This is a genomic window from Pseudomonas sp., from assembly GCF_050739655.1.
In the GTDB taxonomy this organism is placed as follows: domain Bacteria; phylum Pseudomonadota; class Gammaproteobacteria; order Pseudomonadales; family Pseudomonadaceae; genus Aquipseudomonas.
In genome coordinates this window covers 11,020-35,753 of record NZ_JBOIBY010000523.1, presented here as the reverse complement: position 1 = coordinate 35,753, position 24,734 = coordinate 11,020, and the positions used below count along the sequence as shown (strand labels likewise).

Here is a 24,734-nt window from a genome sequence, read left to right as displayed (position 1 = left end):
GGCCCGCCAGATTGGCGCCTTCTGTCCCTCGATCAATGACAAGGATAAAAAACATGCAAATGCCGAAAACCATCCAGATCAAGAACGGTGAAAAAGTCAGCCCGACGTTCTCCGCTCAGGAATACGCCAACCGTCAGGCCAAATTGCGGGCTTATCTGGCGCAGAACAATATCGACGCGGCCGTCTTCACCTCCTATCACAACATCAATTACTACAGCGATTTCCTGTACTGCTCCTTCGGGCGTCCGTATGCGCTGGTCGTGACCCAGGACAGCGCCGTGACCATCAGCGCCAACATTGACGGTGGTCAGCCATGGCGCCGTACCGTCGGCACTGACAACATCGTGTACACCGACTGGCAGCGCGATAACTACTTCGTCGCGATCCAACAGGCGCTGCCCAAGGCCGGGCGCATCGGTATTGAATCCGACCACCTGAATCTGCTCAATCGCGACAAACTGGCCAGCCGCTATCCGCAGGCAGAGCTGGTGGATATCGCCGCACCGTGCATGCGCATGCGCATGATCAAGTCCGCCGAAGAACATGCGATCATCCGTCATGGTGCCCGCGTCGCAGACATCGGTGGTGCTGCCATCGTCGAAGCCTTGCGTGACCAGGTTCCAGAATACGAAGTCGCCCTGCATGCCACCCAGGCGATGGTGCGCGAAATTGCCCGCACCTTCCCGGATTCCGAACTGATGGACACCTGGACCTGGTTCCAGTCGGGTATCAACACCGATGGCGCGCATAACCCGGTGACGTCGCGCAAGGTCAACAAGGGCGACATCCTCAGCCTCAATTGCTTCCCGATGATCGCCGGTTACTACACCGCACTGGAACGTACCTTGTTCCTTGACCACTGCTCCGATGAGCATCTGCGCCTGTGGGAAGTCAACGTCAAGGTGCACGAAGCCGGTCTGAAACTGATCAAGCCAGGCATGCGCTGCTGCGACATCGCCCAGCAATTGAACGAGATCTTCCTGGAAAACGACCTGCTGCAATACCGCACCTTCGGCTACGGCCATTCCTTCGGCACGCTGAGCCATTACTACGGTCGCGAAGCCGGGCTGGAATTGCGCGAAGACATCGATACAGTGCTGGAACCAGGGATGGTGGTGTCGATCGAGCCGATGATCATGCTGCCCGAAGGCCTTCCAGGTGCCGGCGGGTATCGTGAACACGACATCCTGATCGTCAATGAACAGGGCGGGGAAAACATCACCAAATTCCCGTATGGCCCTGAACACAACATCATCAAGAAGTAAGCACCCGCGCCGCACAGTGACCCTGTGCGGCGTTTCTTTTTGGTGAGTGGTACCGGCCGTCAACGTGGCCGGGTTGTACCGAAAAAAACAACGCATGCACGCCAAAAGCGCGCAGCATTTACTGACCCTTGACCCTGCCAAGTACAACAATAGGGGGTTTCTGTCATGTTCTGCGTCCCAACCGTTCATCCCGCCAACCGCACCTCTACTCATGGAGGTGCCCTATGAGCACTCCAAGCGCAAGCCTGACGCCCACCATGGCCCAGGCACTTGAACAGACTGCCGAGCGCAAGGCCCTGCGCCGCGCCGCCAGCGCCAGTTTCATGGGCAACTTTGTCGAATGGTTCGACTATGCAGCCTACGGCTATCTGGCAACGGTTATCGCACTGACGTTTTTTCCGCAAACCGACAAGACGACCGCGCTACTGGCGACGTTCGCCGTGTTCGCGCTGTCGTTTATCGTCCGTCCGCTAGGCGGGCTGGTCTGGGGCCACTTCGGCGACAAATACGGGCGGCGCAGTGCGCTGTCCTGGTCGATTCTGATCATGTCGGTCTCGACGTTTTGCATCGGCATCCTGCCGACCTACAACCATATTGGCCTGTGGGCACCGGCCTTGTTGTTAGTGATTCGCCTGTTCCAGGGTTTCTCTGCGTCAGGGGAGTACGCCGGGGCGTCTGCCTTCCTCGCCGAGTACGCGCCCGAGGGTAAACGCGGGTTGTACACCAGCATCGTCCCGGCCAGTACGGCAGCTGGCTTGCTGTTCGGCGCGGTGTTCGTCGCTGGCCTGCATGCCTGGATGAGTGTCGAGGACCTGCACAGCTGGGGCTGGCGCTTGCCGTTTCTGCTGGCTGCGCCATTCGGGTTGGTGGGGCGTTATATCCGCATGAGTCTGCAAGACACGCCGAAGTTCCTGGAGATGGAGAAGCGCCTTGAGGCGAAGGAGGGCGCGACCCATGCTCCGGTGCGTGAACTACTGACCGTACACCGACGCAGTGTGATGATCGGCATCGGCGCAACCTGCCTGAATGCCGTGGCGTTCTACCTGTTGCTCAGCTACATGCCGACCTATCTGTCCACCGAAATGGGCATGAGCGAGAGTGATTCGTTCCTGGCCTCGACGGTGTCGCTGGCGACCTATATCGGGCTGATTTTCCTGATGGGCAAGCTGTCGGATCGGTTTGGGCGCAAGACCATGTTGCTGATCGCTTCAGTGTTGTTCCTGGCGCTGACATTCCCGCTGTTCGGGATGTTGGAGAATCAGCCGCTGATCGTGATTCTGATGATCCAGATTGCCTTCGGCGCGATCCTGGCGATGAACGACGGCACCTTGCCGTGCTTCCTCGCCGAGATATTCCCCACCCGTGTTCGCTTCAGTGGTTTTGCCTTCAGCTTTAACATCGCCAACGCAGTGTTCGGGGGCACCGCGCCGTTCATCGCGACCTGGCTGATCCAACTGACCGGCAACAAAATGGCCCCGGCCTGGTATCTGCTCGCGGCTGCGGCGGTGGCATTGATTGCAATGCTGGCGAGCCGGGAAACGGCGCATAAAGCGTTGCAGGACTGACTGGCTGCGGCGTTCTTGAGTCGGCCACAGAATCTGCGATCAACCGAAAAACAATGTGGGAGCTAGCCTGCTGGCGATGACGGCGGCACATTCGATATCTTCTTTGAATGTGAAGCCCCTATCGCTAGCAGGCTAGCTCCCACAGGAGATTTTCAGTGAACACAAAATCGGTGTTCTGAATCAATGCACCGCCGCTACCTGCTTGCGCTCACCAATGGGCGAAACTCCGAAAAAACGGCTGTAGCACTTGGAGAAGTGCGCTGGGGAAACGAAGCCGCAGGCGAGGGCGATATCCCGGACCTGGGATTCGCTGCGCAGCAGTAACTGTCGCGCCCGTGACAGGCGCAGTTCCAGGTAGTACTGACTCGGTGTGCGTTGCAAGTGCTTGTGAAAAAGCCGCTCCAGTTGCCGCACCGACACCTCGTTCAATCGCGCCAGTTCCTCAAGACCCACCGGCTCCTCGAGATTGGCTTCCATGATCGCCACCATCTGACTGAGCTTGGGCTGCGAAGTACCGAGCTTTTGCCGCAATGGCACCCGTTGTTGCTCCTGCGCCCCCCGTACCCGATCGCACAACAGCAACTCGGCCGTGTGGGCCGCTATGTCACGACCTCCGGGTTGGTTGCGGGCGATCAATTGCAGGGTCATGTCCATGGAGGCCACGCCGCCGGAGCAGGTGTAGCGATCACGGTCGATCTCGAACAGTTGATTGGAAATGATGATCCCCGGAAAACGCTCCTTCAGGGCTTCGATGTCCTCCCAGTGAATCGTGCAGCGATAGCCCTTGAGCAAATCGGCGCGCGCCAACAGGTGACTGCCCGTGCAAATCCCGCCCAGTGGCACCTGATCATGCGCCAGCTTGCGTAGCCAATTGAGCAGTGGTCGGCTGCTGTGATTGGCGACGATGGGGTTCGATCCGACAACGAACAGCACGTCCAGCTTGGGTGCATCATTGATGGTGTGGTCGGGCAGCACGCGCATGCCATTGCTGGCCGTGACCGGGTCCAGGCTGGTGGCGATGATGACGGTGCGGTACAGGGTTTTGCGCGCGGCCAGATTGGCCATGCGCAGGGTTTCCACGGCGGAGGCGAAGCCGATGGTGGTGAAGTTGGGGATGATCAGGAAGCCTATGGTTTTCACTGGCTGTTGTTCATCTGCCGAACGTCCTGCAGCGCGTTTCGCCACTTGGAGTTTCGCCATTATTGCCGCTCCTCAACTGCATCAGTGACGTGCCCCGCAGCAGCTGCAGGCAGGGTCAACGTCATCTTGTTTTTATGGTTATCAGCCCTGTTAACGGGTTGATGGAATCTTACACCGGGCGCCTGATCAATGAATCATGACGGGTGGGAAATGCGACAAAACACAGAACGAAAAAAAACGGCCTGCTCGGGGTGGAAAGCAGGCCGCAAAGAGGTGAACGGTGATGAAGGGTCTTGGTTGTCAGGCGTTCTCGGTTTGACCCATCTCAGCGGTTTGCACGGTCCGCTTCCTGGCGTTGAAGATGGCGCCCATACAAACGATGGACAGGGTCAGAGCGCCCGTTGCAATCACTTCCATACGGTGCTGGGGCAAGATCAACATGACCGTCAGAATGCTCAGGATCGCGGCAATCACCAGGTAGCTGAGCCAAGGGAAACACCACATTTTGAAGGCGATTGGTTCTCCCGAGGCATTCATCCTTTTGCGCAATACCAGCTGGGAAACAGCAATCACCAGGTAGACCAACAGCGCAACCGCCCCAGAGGTCGCCAGGAGGAAGGAGAAGACTTCGTCGGGCGCAAAGTAATTGAGTGCCGTGGTCAAAAAGCCGACGGCCGTGCTGGCCAGCACCGCTATGAAAGGCACTCCTGAAGCCGACGTTTTCTGCAGAACCCGAGGGCCATCGCCGCGCTTGCTCAGCGAATAAACCATGCGCGACGCGGTGTAGATGGCCGAGTTAAGGCAGCTGGCTACAGCGATCAGCACGACGATATCCACGATCATTTTCGCATTGGGAATATGCATCAACTCAAGGGCGCGCTGATAAGAGCCGACTTGCACCAGCATGGGGTCGTTCCACGGAACGATGGAGATGATGAGGAACACCGACACGATGTAGAAAATGCCCATGCGCCAGACCACAGAATTGGTTGCACGGGTGATCTGTTTGGAGGGGTTGCGCGATTCGGCAGCGGCGATGGTGACGATTTCCGTGCCCATGAAGCTGAACACGGTGGTGAGCATCGCACCGACAACCGCTGTCATGCCGTTGGGCATGAAACCACCAAACTGACTGCTCAACTGAGCGACACCACTGACGGTCGTATCCGGAAGTGCGCCCACCAGGGCCAGCGCACCCAGCGCGATGAAACCCAGTACCGCAATGACTTTCAGCATGGCGAACCAGAATTCGAACTCCCCGTAGCGAGCGACGCTGAACAGGTTGGTCAATGTCAGCAGGCCGGTGACCGCTATCGCGAACTCCCAGGTTTGAATCGAGGGAAACCAGGCATTGAGAATCGCTGCAGCGGCGATGGCTTCAATCGGAATCACCAGCACCCAGAACCACCAGTACAACCAGCCGATGGTGAAGCCGGCGCTGCGGCCCATCGCGCGTTCTGCGTAGGTCGAAAACGAACCGGTATCGGGCGATGCCACGGCCATTTCTCCCAGCATGCGCATCACCAGCACCACCAGGGTGCCGGACAAAATGTACGCCAGGATGGCGGCGGGACCTGCCGAAGCAATGGCGTGCCCTGAACCGATGAACAGGCCGGCACCAATGGCGCCGGCAATGGAGAGCATGGTGACGTGGCGCTGCTTGAGGCCAGGGGCCAGATTTGAGCTACTGGACATGAGACTTACCCTTTTTATTGTACTTGGGGAGGGTGAAGCATTAACCGTGTAGTGCGTGGATCGGCACGTCCGTGCGCGCTTTATGTCTCCAGATTGAAAGCTTCCCGTACCGCGGCGCTGATGCCCGAGACACAGACTTCGAGAATCAGCTCGCCTTTCTCGCGGCTGGAGCCTTTGGGGGACGACAGGGTTCCGCAGGCGGGTGTGCGCTCCGGGATGATGGGGAAGACGTCATAGGGTGGGAAGGTGGCAGGCGGATGGTCAACGGCGCGAGTCAGATCGACCTTGTCGGGGTGCAGGGCCAGCATCAGGGACGTTTCGAAAATACCGCCATGTTCGATGTCCCAGCCGAGGAATCCGTCGGGGTACAGCTTTGCGATCACGGCCGGATCGTTAATGAAGTCCCAATAGGACAGCACCACCACCTTGAAGTCATTGATGCCACCGTAGCGCAGCTCGCGCAGGGCAAGGTCGATGCCCTCGACAATGAACATCGAGTTCTCAAAGTGACCATTCATCATCACCAGTTTGCGTGCGCCGTGGCGTGCAAGCTCGCGGATGATGTCCTGCACGGTATGGGTCAGCGTGGCGCCATCGAGGCTGGTCGTGCCGGGAAAGTGGTTGCCGCCACCTGATTTCTGCTGGGATTTGTAGCCATAGGCGAGGGCCGGCAGAACCAGGCCGCTGACATTCTGCGCCACCGCCTTGCAGACCGCGCTGGGCAGCAGCACATCGACTTCCATGCACATGTGATGACCATGCTGCTCCAGCGCACCTACGGGCAGAAAAATCGGGCAGCCGGTAGCCACCTTGTCTGCATATTCCGGCCAGGTGAGTTCTCCAATAACGACACTGTTGTTCATCTAAACACCCTTGGAAAATGATTGACCTGTTGGCGATTGTCAGCCGGTGGTCGGACTCGCTCGCCTGTCGTCAGGCCGGGCCTTTTGATTGCGGGAATCGAAGGTGGCACTGAGGGCGATTCGACCAGATCGCGAGGGGGGCAATTTGTCTAAATCCGACCTGTAAATGACAAAACACCCTCTAATTTGGCATTTATGCTGGTGGATCCAAGTATGTGAGTGACGCTTTTGGGCAAGAGGGGTGAAAAGTCGGGTTTGGCAAAGTCCAGGTCGGACTCGCACAAAAATGGCTGATGGCGAACTGCTGCAATGCATCGAACCCGCCGATGAGGCGTTTGGTTGGCGGTGACGGCAGGCAGGAGAAAACCCCAAAAGTACGAGACGGCCAGAAGTACTTTCCATCATCCAGGCGAGACAATAATGAAAAATCGCATCGACCTTTCACGCCGTACATTCCTCAAGAACACCAGCATCCTGGCAGGCACTGCAGCGCTTTCGGGCTTGCTGCCGATGCGCAGCTTCGCCGCAGCGGAAAAGGAGTTGGTGATCCTCGCCTGGGCCGGACACGCGGAGCCCGACATCGTCGCCGATTTCGAGCGCCAATACGGGGTCAAGGTCCGGGCCAAGTACTACACCGGCGGCGACAACATGCTGGGGCTGATTTCCCAGTCACCACCCGGCACCTTCGACCTGATCCTGTCCGACGCTGAATATGTCCAGCAACTCAATGCCGGTGAATACATCGAGCAACTCGACCCTGCGGACTACCCCTTCGACGACTTCTACCCCGAGTTCCAGCATTTCCCTGGGCACTGGCAGGGCGACAAGCTCTACTCGGTGCTGATCCGCTTTGGCTTCCTCGGTATCGCCTACAACACTCAGCTCGTTCCCGAATCCAAAGTGAACAGCTACGACCTGTTCTGGGATCAAAGCCTGAAGGGCAAGGTGGGGCACTTCGACTGGCACCTGCCGAACCTCGGCCAGATCAGCCTGATGAACGGTAATGCGCGGCCTTACGAGATCGACGCCGCGCACTGGCAAGCGGTGCAGCAGAAGATGATGAGCCTGCGCCCGCAGATCGGCGGTTTCTTCGACTACGGCGGTACGTTTTCATCGCTCAAGAACGGTCAGATCCATGCCATGTGCGGCATCGGCGACTGGATCACCGGTGTCTTGCAGCGTGCCGGCGCACCGGTGAAAACCGTGCTGCCGAAGGAGGGCGGGCTGCAATGGACCGAGTCTTACTGCATTGCCAAAAAAGCACGTAGCCCGGAGCTGGCGAAGAAGTTCATCCAATACATCACGTCCCCTGAGGGCCAGGTCAAGACCGCGAAAATGGCCGCCTATCCAGCGCTCATTCCAAGCAAAAAGGGCTGGGAACTGCTGAACCAGGCCGATCCAGCCGAAGCCAGGCGCCAGGGCATGGTGCTCGGCCAGCGCAACGTCATGGATGACATCCGCGAGGGTCGCATCCAGTACCGCGAACTGCCGGTCCGGCAGAGCCTGGATGAGTGGAACGATTTCTGGTCGCAGTACAAGGGTGCCTGACCCATCGCGTGGAGGTGGTCGCTGTGATTTCAGACAAGTTGAAGACTTCGCCGTCGGTGCTCGCCGGTAACGCAAAGGCCGAAACGCCGCGCGGCAACAAGAGGGTGCGATTGCCGTGGTTTGGCCTGTGTTTCTCGATGCCGATCCTGATCTGGCAATTGCTGTTCTTCGTGCTGCCGCTGGTGTTCCTGGTGGCCATCAGCTTTTGGCTTGTACGCAATTTCAGGATGGTGCCGGCGTTCGAGTGGCAGAACTGGAGCTACATGTTCAGCCGCGGCTTCTTCTGGGATGCCTACCTCCATACCTTGGCCATGGCGGCGGGCGCCACGGTGCTGGTCAGTCTGGTGGCCTTTCCCTGCGCATACACGATCGCCTTCAAGTTCCGCGAGTCGACCAGGCAGTTGTTGGTGTTGTTGCTGGTCACACCGTTTTTCACCAGCTATCTGGTGCGCACTTATTCATGGCAGGTGTTCCTCAGCGATAACGGCATCTTCAATGCCGCGCTGGGTCTACTCGGGCTGGAGCCGTTCGCCATGCTGAACACGACGTTCGGCACTTATGTCGGCTACTTCACCCTATGCCTGCCATTGGTGGTGCTGCTGCAACTGTTCAGCCTGATGTACATCGATCGCTCGTTGATCGAGGCCGCGCACAATCTGGGCTGCGGACGCTTGCGCACGATGTTTTTGGTGGTGGTGCCATCAGCACGCATCGGTATCGTCGTCGCGGCGCTGTTCTGCTTCATCCTGACGTTCGGCGACTTTGTCAGCCCGCTCTATCTGGGCGGTGGCCAACCGCCGACCTTGAGCACGCTGATCACTGACACCACCAAATCCGGTCAGCAATGGCCACGGGCAGCGGTAATCGCCACGATGATGATCGTGACGTTGCTCATCCTGGCCTTTGGCGCCGTTCGCTTCGCTTACCGGAGACGCACATGAACGAGCATCGACTGATCAACGGTTTGCTGCGCTGCTTTGTCCTGCTGATGTTCGTGTTCATTTTCATGCCTATCGCCGGCAGCTTCGTGTTCTCGTTCAACATCGACCGTTTCCCATCCTTACCGTTGGGTGGCTTCAGTCTGCACTGGTACGAGACGATCGCCGCCGACCCGGCGGTCTGGCAGGCGTTCAAAAACAGCCTCATGACAGGAATCGTGGTGTCGCTGGTATCAACCCTGCTGGGATTCACCGCGGCTTACACCGACTTCCGTTACCGATTCTTCGGCAAGTCGATCTACATGGCCCTGGCCATGCTGCCGCCGACCATTCCGGTGGTGATCATGGGGCTGGCGATGTTGGCTTTCCTGTCGCGGGTCGGGCTGTCCGGGGAAATCTACGCGGTCATGATCAGCCACATTGTGATGTGTGCACCGTTCGCAATGGCGGTCATCAGGATGCGCCTGGCGCAGATGGACCCGAACATCGAGGCGGCCGCCTGGAACCTGGGGGGCAGTCAGTGGAAGGCCGTGCGCTACGTGATCCTGCCATTCACGGCACCGAGTATTTTCGCCGCGCTGTTCGTGACCATGGCCGTGTCTTTCGATGAGTTCGCCGTCGCCTGGTTCGTGTCGGGGCTTAACGAGACCGTGCCCGTGCGCATCCTCAACACCTTACAGGGGCAAGTGAGCCCGACCATCAACGCGATTGGCACGATCGTCTTTATCACCACCATGACCCTGGTGATCCTCGCGCAGCTGCTGTTGATGCGGCGGCGCAACCTCCCCAGTGCCTGATACCACCCTGACCATCATCCGCACACGAAGGATTCAGCCATGACTCAACCGCTGGTGGTATTCGACAACGTCGTTAAACATTTCGGCAGCTATCAGGCTGTCGAGCGTATGAATCTTGAGATCTACAAGGGCGAGTTCGTCGCGATCATGGGCTCCAGCGGATGCGGCAAGACCACCACGCTGCGCATGCTCGCGGGGCTGGATAAACCCAGTGAAGGCGAAATTCGGCTCAATGGCGAGCGCATCAACGATCTGTATTCCTGGGAGCGAGAGACGCCACTGGTTTGGCAAAACCTGGCGCTGTTTCCGTTTCTGGACGTACTTGGGAATGTCGAATTCGGCCTGCGCATGAAAGGGATGGGCAAGGCCGAGCGACGCAAAAAGGCGCTGGCGTGGCTTGAGCGACTGGGCCTTGAGGAGTTCGCCCATCGCGATATCAGCCTGCTCTCCGGTGGCCAGCGCCAACGCGTGGCGCTGGCGCGCTCGTTGGTCACCGAACCGCCGATACTGCTGCTCGACGAGCCGCTAAGCGCGCTCGACGCACATCTGAGTGTGCGCATGCAGGGTGTACTGACCGGGCTGCAAAAGGACTTGGGCATCACCTTTGTCTACGTCACCCACAGCCAATCCGAAGCGTTTGCCATGGCCGATCGTGTCGTGATCATGAGTCGTGGGCGGGTCGAACAGGTCGGTTCGCCGCAGGAGGTTTTCCTTGAGCCGCGCAACCGCTTTGTCGCCGAGTTCGTCGGCGGTAAAAACATCCTCGATGGCACAGTCATTGGCTTTGCTGACAGTGGGTTGGTTTGCCTTGACTCGGCACACGGCGGATTCATGGCCAGACTGCCCGAGGCTAAAAAGGTGGTCGCTGGAGAGCGCGTTGGTATGTGCATCAGCGCCGAACATATCAACCTGACCTTGCAGCCCACCCGACGCAACCAGCTGAGCTGTACCGTCGTGGGTGAAGAGTTCATCGGTTCGATGGTGAATATCTATCTGGAAGCCGACGGAGGGCTGGAGTTGCAGGTGCTCAAGCCCCATGCCGATTACAACCAGCTTGGCCTGCACTGCGGGCAAACGGTCTTTGCCGAATGGGACAGCGCACATGCACTGATTCTGCGTGGGGACTGACGTTGTCAGCCCCCGGTCAAGTCTGCCGGCGCCTTACTTGACGGCATACACCTTGCGCACATAACGGGTGCTTTTCCAGGCGCAGGGCGCACCCTGTGCAACGAACACGCTGTCACCGGTATTGACCGTCACGCTCGATCCATCAGCAGCCTGCAACGTCACGCTGCCTTCGATCAAATACATCAGCTCATTGAGCTTGTGCGCTCGGCCGCGACGCTCGTAGGGCGTCGAGTCCCAGACGCCGACGCGCAGATCGGTGGCGGCATCTTCGAAGGCATTGCGTGACCGGCATTGCGGCGTTGGACCGATCAGTATCTGTGGCTCCGGTGCTGCTGAAGGCGACAGGAGCGCCAGCGGGTCGAGCCACGTCAGGCCAGGCGTTGGTACTTCTGTGGCCATGGCGCAAAACGCCCATTGCGAGCCGGCCTGTGCCTCGATCCGCAGGGCGGTGCCGCGACCGATGACCGCGCTGGCGCCTACCGCCAGTTCCAGCGTCTGCTCCCGGGTTTTCAGCGTCACGTGGCCGGTGTGGACCACGATCACTTCGGTGTGCGGGAAGTCCTCGATATCAAGGGTTTTACCGGTATCGACGATGCCCGCAGACACGCCGTCAGTCCCGGACCAGGCGACCTGGCGACCCTCGGTGAATGGATCCGCAGCATTCAATGATTGTTGCGTGAAAGGCGTGACGACACGGCTGCCATCGGCGCGAGCCAACAGCACAATGGTAGGTTCGGACATACGGGTGACGCTCCATGTGTATAGGGGAGTAGGGTAGCGATATCGGGGCAAACCCAATGCTCAGCCGATGGCTTGAGTGACTAGGGCAAACTGCCGAACGCCGTTAGCCGATTGTGGCGCTGCACCGCGAGCCATCTGCGCCACGGTGTCGACCTTTTTCAGCCCGGCCGCTTCCAGCCAGTCGGCCAAACCACAATCTGCCGGAATATCGATACGCACAAAGGCGTCCGGTACCTGGGTTAGCAGCGTTGCGATCAGGTGTTTGGCCTGCTCAAGGTTTTCGGCGATCACCGGGCCGATGCAACGACCGCGTCCGAACGGGCGCAGCAGGGCGAAGGCCTGCAACTGACCGCCGCGCACGATGCCCACCGAGTGCTCCACGACTGTGAACAGATCGGTGAGCACCGCTTGCCGATCCAGTCCGCTGCCGGCGTTGGCCAACTCCAGCACCCGCGCTTGATCCGCTTCGTGCAGCGGGCGGCATTCTTCACCATCTGCCAATGCCCCAGGCAAAGGGGCTTGCGCCTGGCCCTGATGCTGCTGAATCCAGCCGAACTCGACAAAACCCTGGCTGGCATAAAGTGGCGCACCGGCCAGGGTGGCGTTCAACATCGCAGTGCTTGACTGGCAGGCACCAAGCGCTTGCTCCATGAGTTTGCGACCGATCCCCTTGCCTTGGTAATCGTCGCTGACGATCACCAGGCCAATGGTGGTGAAATCACCTTGGGGACAGGCGAACGCCGTGCCGATCAGACGCTCGCCATCGAGCACGACAAAGCCGTTGCTGACCCGTTGCAGCATGGCCCAGTCGTCGAGCCGATGGGGCCACTTCAATTGCACGGACAGTGCATGGGCCGCAGGCAGGTCGGCGGGGGTCATCGGGCGATAAACGTAAGAAGGAAGCGGGGCGGACATGGCGAATCTCCGATAGGCGAGCGACGGGTTGTGCGGCGTGATGACGCCTGTATCCCATCTGTTTGAAAGGCTGACAAGGGGCTAGGGAATATTCGGCAGATTCCGCGAGGCACAGGCCACAAGACCACACTTACTACTTAATTGGCGCCTGAGGTCGGCAGCAAATGCTTGGGTCTTTTTACCCTATAAAAGGCTTGGCCCGAGACTCGCCGACTCAGGGTTGGAATGTGCCATTAATTGCTTCAATCAAGAGGGAGAAAGGCGAGCGCGGCATGAACAGTCGCTAATGCTGCCGTGCGGCGCAGTTTCTGCGGGAAAAGGCGGTATGTGCCGTTCTTGGGTGCCTGTAAAGGTCCATAAGAGCGCATAAACAGGGGCTTTGCCCAAGGCTTGTGCGCACCGCAAAGTCTGCTGAGGGAAACGGCTAAAACGGTGATTTGTATCGAACGAAGATCGCTTTTAACGCCATCTGCTGATTTCACAGTGTTGTAATGGCGGTGTGCTGCAGCGTTGCATCGCTGCCTCGCAAACCAGGCAAATGCTTGTCGCGCCAATGACCTCAACGAACTTCAGGAACGCACTCAATGAGCTTTCTTCGCCCCAAATTCATTACGTTCGACTGCTACGGTACGCTGACCAATTTCCACATGGGCACGATGACGCGCGAGCTGTTCGCTGATCGCGTTCCAGCGGAACAAATGGATCAGTTCGTCAAGGATTTCTCGGCCTATCGCCTGGACCAGGTCATGGGTGACTGGAGGCCTTATGACGAAATTCTCAAGACGGCCCTGGCACGCACGTGCAAGCGCTGGGGCATTGCCTACCGCGAAGAAGGTCAACTCTATTACGACGCCGTGCCAACCTGGGGCCCGCACCCGGATGTACCGGCCGGCCTGTCGAAAATCGCCGACAAGATCCCGCTGGTGATTTTCTCCAACGCCAGTGACAGCCAGATCATGTCCAACGTCGACAAGCTGGGCGCGCCATTCCATAAGGTCTTCACCGCCGAACAGGCCCAGGCCTACAAACCACGTCTGGCGGCGTTCGAGTTCATGCTCGACAACCTCAACTGCGGCCCGGAAGACATCTTGCATGTATCTTCCAGCTTCCGTTACGACCTGATGCCGGCACACGACATGAAGATCAAAAACAAAGCCTTCGTCGCCCGTGGTCACGAAGTACCGGGCAATGCCTTCTACAGCTACCACCAGATCCCGGACATCGGTGGTCTGGCTGGATTGGTCGGTCTGTAACGGCACTCTCATTGGCATAGGTTTATTGGCAGAGTCTTCTTGGTATAGGCGGATTGAACATGGGCAGTGAATCCTACTGGCTCGACACCGCACCGGCTTTCACCGGTGCACAGCTCGGCGCATTGCCCGGGCAAGTCGACGTGGCCATCGTCGGTGGCGGTTTCACCGGGTTGGCGGCGGCTCGTGCGCTGGCCCTCAAGGGCGCCAGTGTCGTGGTGCTGGAAGCCGGGCGGGTGATCGGCGAGGCCTCGGGGCGCAACGGTGGTCAGTGCAACACCGGGGTCGCCCAGGATTACGCCGGCCTCAGCGCCAGCCTCGGTGCCGACAAGGCGCGGGCCTATTACCAGGCCTACGATAGCGCGGTGCAGAGCGTGGTGTCGCTGGTGGAGCAGGAGCGCATCGCTTGCGATCTGATCCGCAACGGCAAGTTGAAACTGGCCGCCAAACCGATGCACTACGAAGGCCTGGCACGGACGTGCGAATTGATTCGCCGTGAAGTCGATGCCGATGTCGAGTTGCTGTCCGCCGAGCAGACCCGCGCCGAAGTCAATTCGGCGCAGTTCCACGGCGGCTTGCTGCAACGCAATGGCGTGCAGATGCACGTCGGGCGTTTTGGCGTCGGCTTGGCCGAAGCGGCGGTGCGTCACGGCGCGCTGATCCACCAGGGCACCTCGGTGCTGGACTGGAAAGCTCGGGCCGGTGGCTATCAGGTCAACACCAGCAAGGGCTCGCTGCACGCCGGGCAAGTATTGCTGGCGACCGGTGCCTGCCAGCACGGCGGCCTGGGGTGGTATCGGCGGCGGATCGTGCCGGTGGGTAGTTTCGTGATCGCAACCGAAGTGCTTCCCCAATCGCTGATTGACCAGTTGCTGCCAGGCCATCGTGCCTATGTCACCAGCCGCATGATCGGCAACTACTTCCGCCTCACCCCGGACAACCGCTTGCTGTTTGGCGGCCGTGCGCGGTTTGCCATGTCCGACAGTGTCAACGACGCCAAGAGCGGCAAGGTACTGCAAGCGGCAATGGTGCAGATGTTCCCGCAGCTGGCCAACGTGAAAATTGATTATTGCTGGGGTGGATTGGTGGACATGACGTCCGACCGTTTGCCTCGGGCCGGCCAGCACGGCGGTGTGTATCACTCCATGGGTTACAGCGGCCATGGGGTGCAGATGTCGGTGCACATGGGCCAGGTCATGGCCGACGTGATGGCCGGGAAAGTCGAGGCCAACCCGTGGCGCGAACTCGATTGGCCGGCGATTCCCGGTCACTTCGGCAAACCGTGGTTCCTGCCGTTCGTGGGCGCCTATTACCGTTTTCAGGACTATTTGCATTGAGTTGATGTTGTGGCGTCACCGTCGTTTACGTTCCCAGGACGTTCCGGTCAACCGGGACACTCGAGCCTTCTTAATTTCGACAGGTATAACCGATATGACAGACAACAATAACGACTCCAAGCTGATCTCCGGCCAGGAAAGCCTGCGAGTGTTCGAAGGCCTCAATCGCGGCATGTCACGCCGCAGTGCGCTGCAAATGCTCGGTGTGGCGGGTGTCGCCGCAGCGGGCGCAGGCAGCCTGTTTGGCGCCGCTGGCAAACTGTTCGCTGACGAAGCCGCGGCCCCCGGCAAAGGCAAGCCGGGCGGGCGGATTCGCGTCGCTGGTATGTCCAGCTCCACCGCTGACACCCTCGACCCGGCCAAAGGCGCGTTGTCCACCGACTATGTGCGCCACTTCATGTTCTACAACGGGCTGACCCGTTTCGATGCGCATCTGGTGCCGCAACTGGAGCTGGCCGAGCGCATCGACAACACCGATGCCACGCTGTGGACCATCACCCTGCGCAAGGACGTGACTTTCCACAACGGCAAAACCCTGAGCGCCGCCGACGTGGTGTTCTCGCTGACGCGCCACAAGGACCCGCTGACCGGTTCCAAGATCATGCCGCTGATGGAACAGTTCGCCGAGATCAAGGCGACAGGCACCAACGAAGTGCAGATTCGCCTAAGCGCGCCGAACTCCGAGCTGCCGTCGATCCTGGCCGTGTCGCATTTGCTGATCGTTCCCGAAGGCACCACCGACTTCAACCAGGGCATCGGCACCGGGCCGTTCAAGGTCAAGGAATTCAAACCGGGCGTACGTTCGATTGCCGCGCGCAACACCGGCTACTGGAAACCGGGCCTGCCGTACCTCGACGAAATCGAGTTCATCGCGATCTCCGACGAACCGTCGCGAGTCAACGCCTTGCTGTCCGGCGACGTGCACTTGATCAACGAGGTCAACCCACGCTCCACCACCCGGATCAAGGCCAGTGCCAAGCACCGGGTCGTGGATGCACCGTCGGGCAACTACACCGACTTGATCATCCGTCAGGATCAGATGCCAGGCAAAAGTGCCGAATTCACCGAGGCCATGAAGTACCTGCTGGACCGCGAGCAGGTCAAATCCGCCGTGTTCCGTGGCTTTGCCGTCGTCGGTAACGACCATCCGATCGCTCCCGGCTCGCGCTACTACAACGCCGACCTGCCGCAACGAGTCTATGACCCGGAGAAGGCCAAGTTCCTGCTGAAAAAGGCTGGCATGGAAAGCATCAGCATGCCGCTGGTGGCGTCACCCGCAGCCACAGGTTCCGTGGACATCGCAGTGCTGCTGCAGCAATCGGCGAAGCAGGCCGGCCTCAAGCTGGACGTCAACCGCTTGCCGAGCGACGGCTACTGGTCCAATCACTGGATGAAGCACCCGCTGAGCTTCGGCAACATCAACCCACGGCCGAACGCCGACGTGATGTTCTCGCAGTTCTTCCAGTCGAAGGCGCCATGGAATGAATCCGGTTGGCAGAACGATCAGTTCGACCAGTTGCTGATGCTCGCCCGCGCTGAAACCGACGACGCCAAGCGCAGCAAAATGTACGCCGACATGCAGACCCTGGTGCATGACCACAGCGGTATCGGCGTGCCGGTGTTCATCAGCAACATCGACGGTGTCGACCAGCGCATCAAAGGTTACGGCAGCAACCCGCTGGGTGGCTTCATGGGTTACATGTTCGCCGAGCAGATCTGGCTGGACGCTTGATGGTGATCTGAGTAGTACGTCAGGGACAGTGCAGGAGGGTAGGCGATGAATAGCAACACACTGTGGTTGATCGGCCGGCGTCTGGGCGCCGCGATCGTGACTTTGTTGATCGTGTCGATGGTCGTGTTCGCGATCACGGCAGTCCTTCCCGGGGACGCGGCGCAACAATCTCTTGGACAGTTCGCCACGCCGGAACAGGTGGCGGCACTGCGCCTGAAACTGGGGCTCGATCAGCCCGGTGTGGTGCGTTACCTGCACTGGTTGATGAACCTGCTCAGCGGCGACATGGGCCAGTCGGTGTCCAACGCCATGCCGGTCGGCGAGTTGATGGCCGGCCGTGTACCCAACACCCTGATGCTGGCGGCCGCCACGGCGCTGGTGTCGGTGCCGGTGGCGCTGATTCTGGGCATCGGTTCGGCCATGGGCCGGGGCGGGCGCATCGATAGTTTCCTGAGCTTCTTCACCCTGGCCATGGTCGCCGTCCCGGAGTTTCTGGTGGCCACCCTGGCCGTGCTGATCTTTGCCGTGAACCTGGGCTGGTTGTCGGCGCTGTCCTATGCCAGCGACATCACTTCACCCTGGCAATTCATGCGCACTTACGCCTTGCCGGTGATGACCCTGTGCTGCGTCATCGTCGCGCAAATGGCCCGTATGACCCGGGCGGCGGTGATCGATCAACTCGACAGCCCGTATGTGGAAATGGCGCGGCTCAAAGGCGTAGGCCCGATGCGCATCGTGCTGACCCATGCCTTGCCCAACGCCATCGGGCCGATTGCCAACGCGATCGCCCTGAGCCTGTCGTACTTGCTGGGCGGTGTGGTCATCGTCGAGACGATCTTCAACTATCCCGGCATCGCCAGCTTGATGGTCGATGCCGTGACCAACCGTGACATGGCGCTGGTCCAGGCCTGCACCATGCTGTTTTGCACGGCGTACCTGGGGTTGGTGCTGATTGCCGACCTGTGCGCGATTCTGTCCAATCCGAGGCTGAGAAACCAATGAACAATCTCATTGTGAAATCGACGCCGGCGGCCCCCGACCTGTCGGTTGGCAAGGTGTCCCATGGCCCGGCGTGGCTGGGCCTGATCGGGGCTGCAATGTGCGTTATCTGGTTGCTGGTGGCGTTCTTCGGCCCGTGGCTGGCGCCGCACCCGGTGGGCGAAGTGGTCTCCGACAATGTCTTTGACAGCATCAGCGCCCTTTACCCGTTCGGTACCGACTACCTGGGGCGCGACATGCTCAGCCGCGTGCTGGTCGGCGCCCGCTTCACGGTTGGCCTGGCGTTGATCGCAGCAGTGTTGGCCAGTGGCCTGGGCACCGGTTGCGCGCTGCTGTCGGTGGTTTCGCCCAAATGGCTGGACGAAGTCATCAGCCGGCTGATGGATGCCTTTATCTCGATCCCGAGCAAGATGCTGGCGCTGATCATGGTTTCGGCCTTCGGCTCTTCGGTGACCTTGCTGGTCTGCACCGCGGTGTTGAGTTTCACCCCCGGCGCGTTCCGCATCGCCCGCAGCATGGCGGTGAACATCGAAGCGCTGGAGTACGTGCAAGTCGCCCGTACCCGTGGCGAACGCCGGTTGTACATCGCTTGTGTGGAAATCCTGCCCAATATGCTCAACCCGGTGCTGACTGACCTGGGCCTGCGCTTTGGCTTCATCGTGTTGCTGCTCAGCGGCATGAGTTTTCTCGGCCTGGGTGTGCAACCGCCCGATGCCGACCTCGGTTCGCTGGTGCGGGAAAACATCGGCGGCTTGAACCAGGGCGCGCCAGCCATCGTGATCCCGGCGCTGGCCATCGGCACCCTGACTATCGGTGTGAACCTGTTTATCGACAGACTGTCGTCCCGACGTAGTCGCCGCACGGGAGGGCATTGAAATGAGCGAATTGATTCGAGTCGAAGACCTGCGCGTGGTCGCCTGTGGCGAGCGCGGTGAAACGGAAATCGTCAAAGGCGTGAGCTTCGCCCTGGAAAAAGGTGAAGTGCTGGCGTTGATCGGTGAGTCTGGCTCCGGCAAGACCACCATCGCCCTGGCGCTGCTCGGTTATGCCCGTCGTGGTTGCCGGTTGTCCGGTGGGGTGGTGCAGGTCGGCGAGCACAACATGCTCGCCCTGAGTGAGCACGAGTTGCAGGGCCTGCGCGGCAATCGGGTGTCGTACATCGCGCAAAGCGCGGCGGCGGCATTCAACCCGGCGAAGAAACTGATCGACCAGGTGGTGGAAGGGGCGTTGATTCATGGCCTGGGCACCCGCGCCGTGCTCGAAGCCAAGGCCATCGAACTGTTCCGCGACCTGGCCTTGCCGGACCCGGACAACATCGGTCAGCGCTACCCGCACCAGGTTTCTGGCGGGCAGTTGCAACGGGTAATGGCAGCCATGGCACTGATCAGCGATCCGTTGCTGGTGGTGCTGGACGAGCCGACCACCGCCCTCGACGTGACCACCCAGATCGACGTGCTCCGCGCTTTCAAACGCGTGGTGCGCGAGCGTGGGGCAACTGCGGTCTACGTCTCCCACGACCTGGCGGTCGTCGCGCAAATGGCTGACCAGATCGTCGTGCTCAACGGCGGCCAGATTTTCGAACAGAGCGCCACCGCGCCGCTGCTCAAGGGTCCGGCTCACGAATACACCCGCAGCCTGCTGGCAGCCGCGCGGCCGGACACCACGATTCGCCCTCCCTGTGGCGTCGCTGAAGACGTCCCGCTGCTGACCATCAAGGGCCTGACCGCCGGTTACGGCAACAAGAACGCCCAAGGCATGCCGGCGATCCGCGTACTGGAAGACATCGACCTGACCGTGCGTCGTGGCCAGGCCATTGGCGTGATCGGTGAGTCGGGCTCGGGCAAATCGACCCTGGCGCGGGTGGTGGCGGGCTTGCTGACGCCGGCGTTGGGCGGCTTGACCTTCGATGGCCAGCCACTGGGTGGCAGCCTGTCGGAGCGTACGGATGACCAGTTCCGCCGCATCCAGATGGTCTTTCAGAATGCCGATACTGCGCTCAACCCGATGCACAGCATCAGCACCATTCTCAGCCGGCCACTGAAGATGTATTTCGGCCTCAAGGGCGCGGCGTTGCGCGAGCGTATCGGCGAACTGCTGGATCTGGTGCGTTTGCCCCGGACACTGGCCGAGCGCCGTCCAAACGAACTGTCCGGCGGGCAAAAACAACGGGTCAACCTGGCCCGGGCACTGGCCGCCAAACCGGATCTGATCCTCTGTGATGAGGTGACCTCTGCGTTGGATACCGTAGTCGGTGCGGCGATTCTCGAACTGCTGCGCGACCTGCGTCAGCAACTGGGGGTTTCGTACCTGTTCATCAGCCATGACATTTCCACCGTGCGCGCGCTGTGCGACGACGTGGTGGTGATGTACAGCGGCCGCAAAATCGAGGCGGGCAGCCGGCAATCGTTTACCCAGGCACCGTTCCATCCGTACACGGATCTTCTGATCCATTCGGTGCCGGAACTGCGTCAGGGCTGGCTGGAAAGCTGCGGGGCCACAAGCGGCGAGCTGCCGCCCATTGGCCCCAAAGCCAACGTGTCGGAACTCTGCACCTTCCTCAACCGTTGCCCGGTACGCGTCGATGGCCTGTGCAATCGAACCGCCCCGAACCGACGGATCATCGACGGCGGCAGTGAAATCCTCTGTCACCACGACAGCGCCGAGTTGCGTAAAACCCAGCAGGATTTGATCACCATGACCCAGGGAGCCTACGCATGAACGGGCGTTTTGTGAGGCTGGCGGAGCAGGGTCGACCGACTGTCAGCTTGAAGGTCGACGGCGCGCCCATCGAGGCGCTGCAAGGCGACACCCTGATGGTGGCGCTGCTGACCCAAGGCAATGCCTTGCGCCAGTCGGAGTTTGATTCCAGTCGGCGCGCCGGTTTCTGCCTGATGGGCGCATGCCAGGATTGCTGGGTCTGGACCCGCAGCGGCGAACGCCTGCGGGCGTGCTCCAACGAAGTCCGTGAAGGGCTGGATATCGTCACCACACAACCGGAGGCGATATGGCCACTGCGCGGCTGAGTTCCAGAAAAGTTGTCATCGTCGGCGCCGGCCCAGCCGGTATTCGCTGCGCCGAGACCCTGCTGGCGGCGGGCATCAAGCCGATCCTGATCGATGAAAATCGCCGCGATGGCGGGCAGATCTATCGTCGCCAGCCGGAGGGTTTTACCCGGGACTACAGCGCCCTGTACGGCACCGAAGCCGCCAAGGCGCGAAACCTGCACGAAAGTTTCGACCGCTTGCGCGAGCGTATCGACTACCGCCCGAACACCCTGGTGTGGAACCTGACGCCAGGGCAGTTGCATTGCGTCAATCAAGGCCGCCACTCGACGGTGGACTACGACGCGCTGATCCTGTGCACCGGCGCCACCGACCGCTTGATGCCGATTGAAGGCTGGCAGTTGGCGGGCACCTACAGCCTTGGGGGCGCGCAGATTGCGCTCAAGTCCCAGGCGGTGTCGATTGGTCACAGTGTGGTGTTCATGGGCAGCGGGCCGTTGCTGTACCTGGTTGCCACCCAGTACCTCAAGGCCGGCGCCAAGGTGGCGGCGGTGCTCGACACTTCGCCGCTGAGCAAGCGTATTGGCGCGTTGCCAAAATTGCTGGCGCGCCCCGGAGTGCTGTTCACCGGGATGAAACTGTTGGCGCAACTGTATCAGGCGAAAATCCCCGTGCACCTGGGCATTAAACCGCAGCAAGTGCTGGGCGATGCGGCCAGCGGGGTCAGCGGCGTGCGCGTACTGACCGCCCGTGGCGAGACGTTGAATGTCGAGTGCGATGCCGTGGCCCTCGGTTACCACTTGCGCCCGGAGACCCAGTTGGCGGATCTGGCCGGTTGCCGCATGCGTTTCGACGATGCGTCGGGGCAATGGTGGCTGTCGGTGGATGAAGAAGGCCGGACCACGGTCAATGGTGTGTATGCCGCCGGTGACGGCTCGAAGATTCGCGGCGCCGACGCGGCCGAACATGCCGGTCGCCTGGTGGCGATGGCATTGCTGGAAGATCTGCAGCAACCAGTGAACGCCGGCTTGCGTGACGAACAACGTAATGCGTTGGCGGTAATGGACCAATTTCGCCTTGGCCTGGCCCAGGCGTTTCCCTGGCCGGCCGAACAAGCCAAGGCCTTGCCCGACAGCGCCATCGTTTGCCGCTGCGAGATGATCAGCGCCGGTGAACTGCGCCGTACCGTCAGCGACAAGGGTGCCTGCGAGGTTAACCGGGCCAAGGCGTTCAGCCGGGTCGGCATGGGCCGCTGCCAGGGCCGTTACTGCTCCCAGGCCGGAGCCGAGGTGATTGCCGCCGCCGCTGGCGTCAGCGTGCAACAGGTCGGTCGACAACGGGGTCAGGCCCCGGTCAAACCCTTGCCGATGACCATCATTGAGGAGCCCTCATGAAACCGCAAAAAAGCGATGTCCTGATTATCGGCGGCGGCATCATGGGCGCGGCGTCGGCATTTTTCCTGCGTAAACGTGGACACTCGGTGACCTTGCTGGAGCGTGACCAGATCGGTCAGTACGCCAGCGGTGTGAACTTCGGCAACGTCCGGCGCCAGGGCCGCTACCTGGGGCAACTGGAGTTGGCCAACCGTTCCTGGGCGTTGTGGAAGCGCTTGCCGGAACTGATCGACGATGACCTGGAGTTCATCGCCAGCGGCCACATGCGTGTGTGTTATCGCGAAGACGAAATTGCGGAATTGGAGGCCTACGCCGCCGCACCGGAAGCAGCGCAACTGGACCTGGAAATCTATCGCGGCGCCGAGTTGCACAAACGCTTTCCGTTCCTTGGGCCGGACGTGAAGGGTGGCTCCTACGCCCCCCACGATGGTCACGCCAACCCGCGATTGGCTGCCCCGGCGTTTGCCCGGGCTGCACGGCGCCTCGGTGCACGCATCGAAGAGCAGACGGAAGTGGCTGAGGTTCAGAAGGTCGGTGGTGAGTTCAGCGTGAGCACCACCGATGGTCGCCAATTCAACGCCGCCCAGTTGCTGATCACTGCCGGCGCGTGGGGGCAGAAGCTCTCTGAACAATTCGACGAACCGGTGCCGCTGGACACCCATGGCCCGCAAATGGCGGTGACTGAGCCGGTGCCATACGCCTTGCCGACAGTGATTGGCGTGTACACCAAGATCCCGGAAGAAGTGATTTATTTCCGGCAGATCACCCGTGGCAACATCGTCATCGGCGGCGGCTATCGCAGCAAACCAGACATGCTTAATCGCCGGGCCTACGTCGAGCCGCGCAGCATTCTCAACCAGATCACGCAAATGCAACGGCTGCTGCCGGGCGTCGGCAACCTGAACATCATCCGCGTCTGGAGTGGCATCGAAAGTTACCTGCCGGACTCCCTGCCGATCATGGGCCCCAGCGGCACCGTCGATGGCCTTTATTACGCGTTCGGCTTCTGCGGTCACGGCTTCCAGCTCGGCCCGGGCGTCGGCGACGTGATGGCTGAACTGATCAGCACCGGCAGCACCAGCACCTTGATTGAGCCGTTCTCCATTCGCCGGTTCGCCCATTTTGCCGAACTACGGAGCAAGGCCTCATGAAGCCGCGTGTACTGGATATTCTCAAACGCTTGATGGCCTTCGACACCGTCTCTTCGGAGTCGAACATGGCCCTGATCGATTACGTGCGCGACCTGCTGCTGACCAAGGGCATCGAGTCGTTGATCGTCAAGGATGCCACCGGGAAGAAGGCCAACCTGTTCGCCAGCACCGGCCCGAAAGAGCTGCCGGGGATTCTGTTGTCCGGGCACACCGACGTGGTGCCGGCGGCAGGGCAAGCCTGGACCTTTCCAGCCTTTGAGGCGACGGTGCAGGACGGCCGAATTTACGGTCGTGGCAGTTGCGACATGAAGGGTTTTATCGCCCTGGCCATCGACGCCATGCTCGATGCGGCGGATCACTCACTGAGTCGACCGCTGCAACTGGCGTTGTCCCATGACGAAGAAATCGGTTGTGTCGGCGTGCGGCGCTTGTTGGACGTGCTGCACCTGGCACCGGTGCGGCCGTTCTTGTGCCTGATCGGTGAGCCGACCAACATGCAGTTCGTTCTCGGGCACAAGGGCAAGGGCTCGTATCGGACCTACTGCCGGGGCCTGGAGGCGCATTCTTCGCTGGCGCCGCTGTCGGTCAATGCCATTCACGTGGCGAGCGACTTCATCGGGGTGCTGCGCCAGACCCAGCAGCAATTGCAGGAGCAGGGCGCCCAGGATGCCGATTACGACGTGCCTTACAGCACCGTGCATGTCGGGCAGATCGGCGGCGGCCGTGCGCTGAACATCGTGCCGAACCTCTGCACCCTGGATTTTGAAGTGCGCAACTTGCCGGCCGATGATCTGGAACAGATTCTGGCGCAAATGCAGGAGCGCGCCGAGGTGATCGTGCGCGAGGCTAAAAAGCTCTCCAGCGTGGCGGCCATCGAGATCGAAACGATCAATGTCTACCCAGGCCTGGACACTCACCCGAGCGTCGAGGCGGTGCGCTTTCTGAAAAATTTCGCGGCGCCGGATACCGGTACGGCCAAGGTGTCGTTTGGCACCGAAGGCGGGTTATTCAATCAGCGTCTGGATGTGCCAGTGGTGGTCTGTGGTCCGGGCTCGATTGAACAGGCGCACAAGCCGGATGAGTTTATCGAGATCAGCCAGATGGAGGCCGGAGCGCGGTTTCTGGGTGGATTGCTCGGTTCACTGAAACTGGGTTGATTGCTCGTTCCCACGCTCCGCGTGGGAATGCCTCCACGGATGCTCCGCGTTCGGCTCTTGATGGGGACGCAGAGCGGCTCTGGTTATGGAACGCAGAGCGGCTCTGGTTATGGGACG

The 24,734-nt window shown here is 60.5% G+C and carries 21 protein-coding genes; 16 read left to right on the top strand and 5 right to left on the bottom strand.

Annotated elements, in window-relative coordinates; translation table 11 throughout:
* The first annotated feature begins 53 nt into the window (after window positions 1–53).
* Both ACRESJ_RS24815 and ACRESJ_RS24810 read left to right on the top strand, forming a co-directional pair.
* On the top strand, window positions 54–1,265 hold the full coding sequence (locus ACRESJ_RS24815; RefSeq protein ID WP_431760261.1) for a M24 family metallopeptidase: 1,212 nt from the start codon (window positions 54–56) through the stop codon (window positions 1,263–1,265).
* 224 nt (window positions 1,266–1,489) lie between these two features.
* Entirely contained in the window at window positions 1,490–2,830 is a 1,341-nt protein-coding gene (locus ACRESJ_RS24810; protein ID WP_431760260.1) for an MFS transporter, read from the top strand.
* Between the two features lie 180 nt (window positions 2,831–3,010).
* Here ACRESJ_RS24810 and ACRESJ_RS24805 read toward each other — a convergent pair whose 3' ends face one another.
* The 3 genes from ACRESJ_RS24805 to ACRESJ_RS24795 form a co-directional block, all read right to left on the bottom strand.
* Complete coding sequence (locus ACRESJ_RS24805) at window positions 3,011–4,030, bottom strand: GlxA family transcriptional regulator (RefSeq protein WP_431760259.1); 1,020 nt, start codon at window positions 4,028–4,030, stop codon at window positions 3,011–3,013.
* 240 nt (window positions 4,031–4,270) lie between these two features.
* On the bottom strand, window positions 4,271–5,665 hold the full coding sequence (gabP, locus tag ACRESJ_RS24800; RefSeq protein WP_431760258.1) for a GABA permease: 1,395 nt from the start codon (window positions 5,663–5,665) through the stop codon (window positions 4,271–4,273).
* 80 nt (window positions 5,666–5,745) lie between these two features.
* A complete protein-coding gene (locus ACRESJ_RS24795; RefSeq protein WP_431760257.1) occupies window positions 5,746–6,528 on the bottom strand; it encodes a creatininase in 783 nt (260 codons plus the stop codon).
* A 420-nt stretch (window positions 6,529–6,948) separates the two neighbouring features.
* Between ACRESJ_RS24795 and ACRESJ_RS24790 the strand changes: the two genes are divergently transcribed.
* From ACRESJ_RS24790 to ACRESJ_RS24775, 4 genes are read left to right on the top strand one after another with little or no spacing between them, the layout of a single operon-like run.
* Entirely contained in the window at window positions 6,949–8,076 is a 1,128-nt protein-coding gene (locus tag ACRESJ_RS24790) for an extracellular solute-binding protein (RefSeq protein ID WP_431760256.1), read from the top strand.
* A gap of 23 nt (window positions 8,077–8,099) precedes the next feature.
* Window positions 8,100–9,017: an ABC transporter permease gene (locus ACRESJ_RS24785; RefSeq protein ID WP_431760281.1), complete on the top strand. Its 918-nt coding sequence runs from the start codon at window positions 8,100–8,102 to the stop codon at window positions 9,015–9,017.
* Entirely contained in the window at window positions 9,014–9,811 is a 798-nt protein-coding gene (locus tag ACRESJ_RS24780) for an ABC transporter permease (protein WP_431760255.1), read from the top strand. Before ACRESJ_RS24785 ends, ACRESJ_RS24780 begins: the two co-directional genes overlap by 4 nt.
* 39 nt (window positions 9,812–9,850) lie before the next feature.
* Complete coding sequence (locus ACRESJ_RS24775) at window positions 9,851–10,939, top strand: ABC transporter ATP-binding protein (RefSeq protein ID WP_431760254.1); 1,089 nt, start codon at window positions 9,851–9,853, stop codon at window positions 10,937–10,939.
* A gap of 33 nt (window positions 10,940–10,972) precedes the next feature.
* Here the strand turns inward: ACRESJ_RS24775 and ACRESJ_RS24770 are convergent, their stop codons facing one another.
* Together ACRESJ_RS24770 and ACRESJ_RS24765 are read right to left on the bottom strand one after the other, a co-directional pair.
* A complete protein-coding gene (locus ACRESJ_RS24770; RefSeq protein WP_431760253.1) occupies window positions 10,973–11,680 on the bottom strand; it encodes a cupin domain-containing protein in 708 nt (235 codons plus the stop codon).
* Between the two features lie 60 nt (window positions 11,681–11,740).
* Window positions 11,741–12,595, bottom strand: coding sequence for a GNAT family N-acetyltransferase (locus tag ACRESJ_RS24765; RefSeq protein ID WP_431760252.1), 855 nt, complete (start codon window positions 12,593–12,595; stop codon window positions 11,741–11,743).
* Between the two features lie 584 nt (window positions 12,596–13,179).
* Between ACRESJ_RS24765 and ACRESJ_RS24760 the strand changes: the two genes are divergently transcribed.
* From ACRESJ_RS24760 to argE, 10 genes are all read left to right on the top strand, one after another.
* Window positions 13,180–13,848 carry a haloacid dehalogenase type II gene (locus ACRESJ_RS24760; RefSeq protein ID WP_151143046.1) on the top strand — a complete coding sequence of 223 codons (669 nt, stop codon included), beginning with the start codon at window positions 13,180–13,182 and terminating at the stop codon, window positions 13,846–13,848.
* Between the two features lie 59 nt (window positions 13,849–13,907).
* A complete protein-coding gene (locus tag ACRESJ_RS24755; RefSeq protein ID WP_431760251.1) occupies window positions 13,908–15,182 on the top strand; it encodes an NAD(P)/FAD-dependent oxidoreductase in 1,275 nt (424 codons plus the stop codon).
* Between the two features lie 94 nt (window positions 15,183–15,276).
* Window positions 15,277–16,914, top strand: a complete 1,638-nt coding sequence (locus ACRESJ_RS24750; protein ID WP_431760250.1) for an ABC transporter substrate-binding protein — start codon at window positions 15,277–15,279, stop codon at window positions 16,912–16,914.
* A gap of 45 nt (window positions 16,915–16,959) precedes the next feature.
* Entirely contained in the window at window positions 16,960–17,916 is a 957-nt protein-coding gene (locus ACRESJ_RS24745; RefSeq protein WP_431760249.1) for an ABC transporter permease, read from the top strand.
* The gene (locus tag ACRESJ_RS24740; RefSeq protein ID WP_151143039.1) at window positions 17,913–18,788 is read left to right on the top strand and encodes an ABC transporter permease; all 876 of its coding nucleotides are present in this window, start codon (window positions 17,913–17,915) and stop codon (window positions 18,786–18,788) included. The genes ACRESJ_RS24745 and ACRESJ_RS24740 overlap by 4 nt, the downstream gene beginning before the upstream one ends.
* Window position 18,789: 1 nt before the next feature.
* Complete coding sequence (locus tag ACRESJ_RS24735) at window positions 18,790–20,631, top strand: ABC transporter ATP-binding protein (protein WP_431760248.1); 1,842 nt, start codon at window positions 18,790–18,792, stop codon at window positions 20,629–20,631.
* Complete coding sequence (locus ACRESJ_RS24730) at window positions 20,628–20,936, top strand: (2Fe-2S)-binding protein (RefSeq protein WP_431760247.1); 309 nt, start codon at window positions 20,628–20,630, stop codon at window positions 20,934–20,936. The genes ACRESJ_RS24735 and ACRESJ_RS24730 overlap by 4 nt, the downstream gene beginning before the upstream one ends.
* A complete protein-coding gene (locus ACRESJ_RS24725) occupies window positions 20,918–22,309 on the top strand; it encodes an FAD-dependent oxidoreductase (RefSeq protein ID WP_431760246.1) in 1,392 nt (463 codons plus the stop codon). Before ACRESJ_RS24730 ends, ACRESJ_RS24725 begins: the two co-directional genes overlap by 19 nt.
* Window positions 22,306–23,460: an NAD(P)/FAD-dependent oxidoreductase gene (locus ACRESJ_RS24720; protein WP_431760245.1), complete on the top strand. Its 1,155-nt coding sequence runs from the start codon at window positions 22,306–22,308 to the stop codon at window positions 23,458–23,460. Before ACRESJ_RS24725 ends, ACRESJ_RS24720 begins: the two co-directional genes overlap by 4 nt.
* On the top strand, window positions 23,457–24,617 hold the full coding sequence (gene argE / locus ACRESJ_RS24715) for an acetylornithine deacetylase (RefSeq protein WP_431760244.1): 1,161 nt from the start codon (window positions 23,457–23,459) through the stop codon (window positions 24,615–24,617). Before ACRESJ_RS24720 ends, argE begins: the two co-directional genes overlap by 4 nt.
* Window positions 24,618–24,734 lie beyond the last annotated feature (117 nt).

What these genes read in the sequence shown, in the direction of transcription:
- ACRESJ_RS24725 (WP_431760246.1), top strand. Translation starts at nt 20,918, where the DNA reads ATGGCCACTGCGCGGCTGAGTTCCAGAAAAGTTGTCATCGTCGGCGCC.
- ACRESJ_RS24815 (WP_431760261.1), top strand. Translation starts at nt 54, where the DNA reads ATGCAAATGCCGAAAACCATCCAGATCAAGAACGGTGAAAAAGTCAGC.
- ACRESJ_RS24775 (WP_431760254.1), top strand. Translation starts at nt 9,851, where the DNA reads ATGACTCAACCGCTGGTGGTATTCGACAACGTCGTTAAACATTTCGGC.
- ACRESJ_RS24780 (WP_431760255.1), top strand. Translation starts at nt 9,014, where the DNA reads ATGAACGAGCATCGACTGATCAACGGTTTGCTGCGCTGCTTTGTCCTG.
- gabP (WP_431760258.1), bottom strand. Translation starts at nt 5,665, where the DNA reads ATGTCCAGTAGCTCAAATCTGGCCCCTGGCCTCAAGCAGCGCCACGTC.
- argE (WP_431760244.1), top strand. Translation starts at nt 23,457, where the DNA reads ATGAAGCCGCGTGTACTGGATATTCTCAAACGCTTGATGGCCTTCGAC.
- ACRESJ_RS24810 (WP_431760260.1), top strand. Translation starts at nt 1,490, where the DNA reads ATGAGCACTCCAAGCGCAAGCCTGACGCCCACCATGGCCCAGGCACTT.
- ACRESJ_RS24750 (WP_431760250.1), top strand. Translation starts at nt 15,277, where the DNA reads ATGACAGACAACAATAACGACTCCAAGCTGATCTCCGGCCAGGAAAGC.
- ACRESJ_RS24735 (WP_431760248.1), top strand. Translation starts at nt 18,790, where the DNA reads ATGAGCGAATTGATTCGAGTCGAAGACCTGCGCGTGGTCGCCTGTGGC.
- ACRESJ_RS24730 (WP_431760247.1), top strand. Translation starts at nt 20,628, where the DNA reads ATGAACGGGCGTTTTGTGAGGCTGGCGGAGCAGGGTCGACCGACTGTC.
- ACRESJ_RS24805 (WP_431760259.1), bottom strand. Translation starts at nt 4,030, where the DNA reads ATGGCGAAACTCCAAGTGGCGAAACGCGCTGCAGGACGTTCGGCAGAT.
- ACRESJ_RS24755 (WP_431760251.1), top strand. Translation starts at nt 13,908, where the DNA reads ATGGGCAGTGAATCCTACTGGCTCGACACCGCACCGGCTTTCACCGGT.
- ACRESJ_RS24745 (WP_431760249.1), top strand. Translation starts at nt 16,960, where the DNA reads ATGAATAGCAACACACTGTGGTTGATCGGCCGGCGTCTGGGCGCCGCG.
- ACRESJ_RS24720 (WP_431760245.1), top strand. Translation starts at nt 22,306, where the DNA reads ATGAAACCGCAAAAAAGCGATGTCCTGATTATCGGCGGCGGCATCATG.
- ACRESJ_RS24795 (WP_431760257.1), bottom strand. Translation starts at nt 6,528, where the DNA reads ATGAACAACAGTGTCGTTATTGGAGAACTCACCTGGCCGGAATATGCA.
- ACRESJ_RS24760 (WP_151143046.1), top strand. Translation starts at nt 13,180, where the DNA reads ATGAGCTTTCTTCGCCCCAAATTCATTACGTTCGACTGCTACGGTACG.
- ACRESJ_RS24765 (WP_431760252.1), bottom strand. Translation starts at nt 12,595, where the DNA reads ATGTCCGCCCCGCTTCCTTCTTACGTTTATCGCCCGATGACCCCCGCC.
- ACRESJ_RS24770 (WP_431760253.1), bottom strand. Translation starts at nt 11,680, where the DNA reads ATGTCCGAACCTACCATTGTGCTGTTGGCTCGCGCCGATGGCAGCCGT.
- ACRESJ_RS24740 (WP_151143039.1), top strand. Translation starts at nt 17,913, where the DNA reads ATGAACAATCTCATTGTGAAATCGACGCCGGCGGCCCCCGACCTGTCG.
- ACRESJ_RS24790 (WP_431760256.1), top strand. Translation starts at nt 6,949, where the DNA reads ATGAAAAATCGCATCGACCTTTCACGCCGTACATTCCTCAAGAACACC.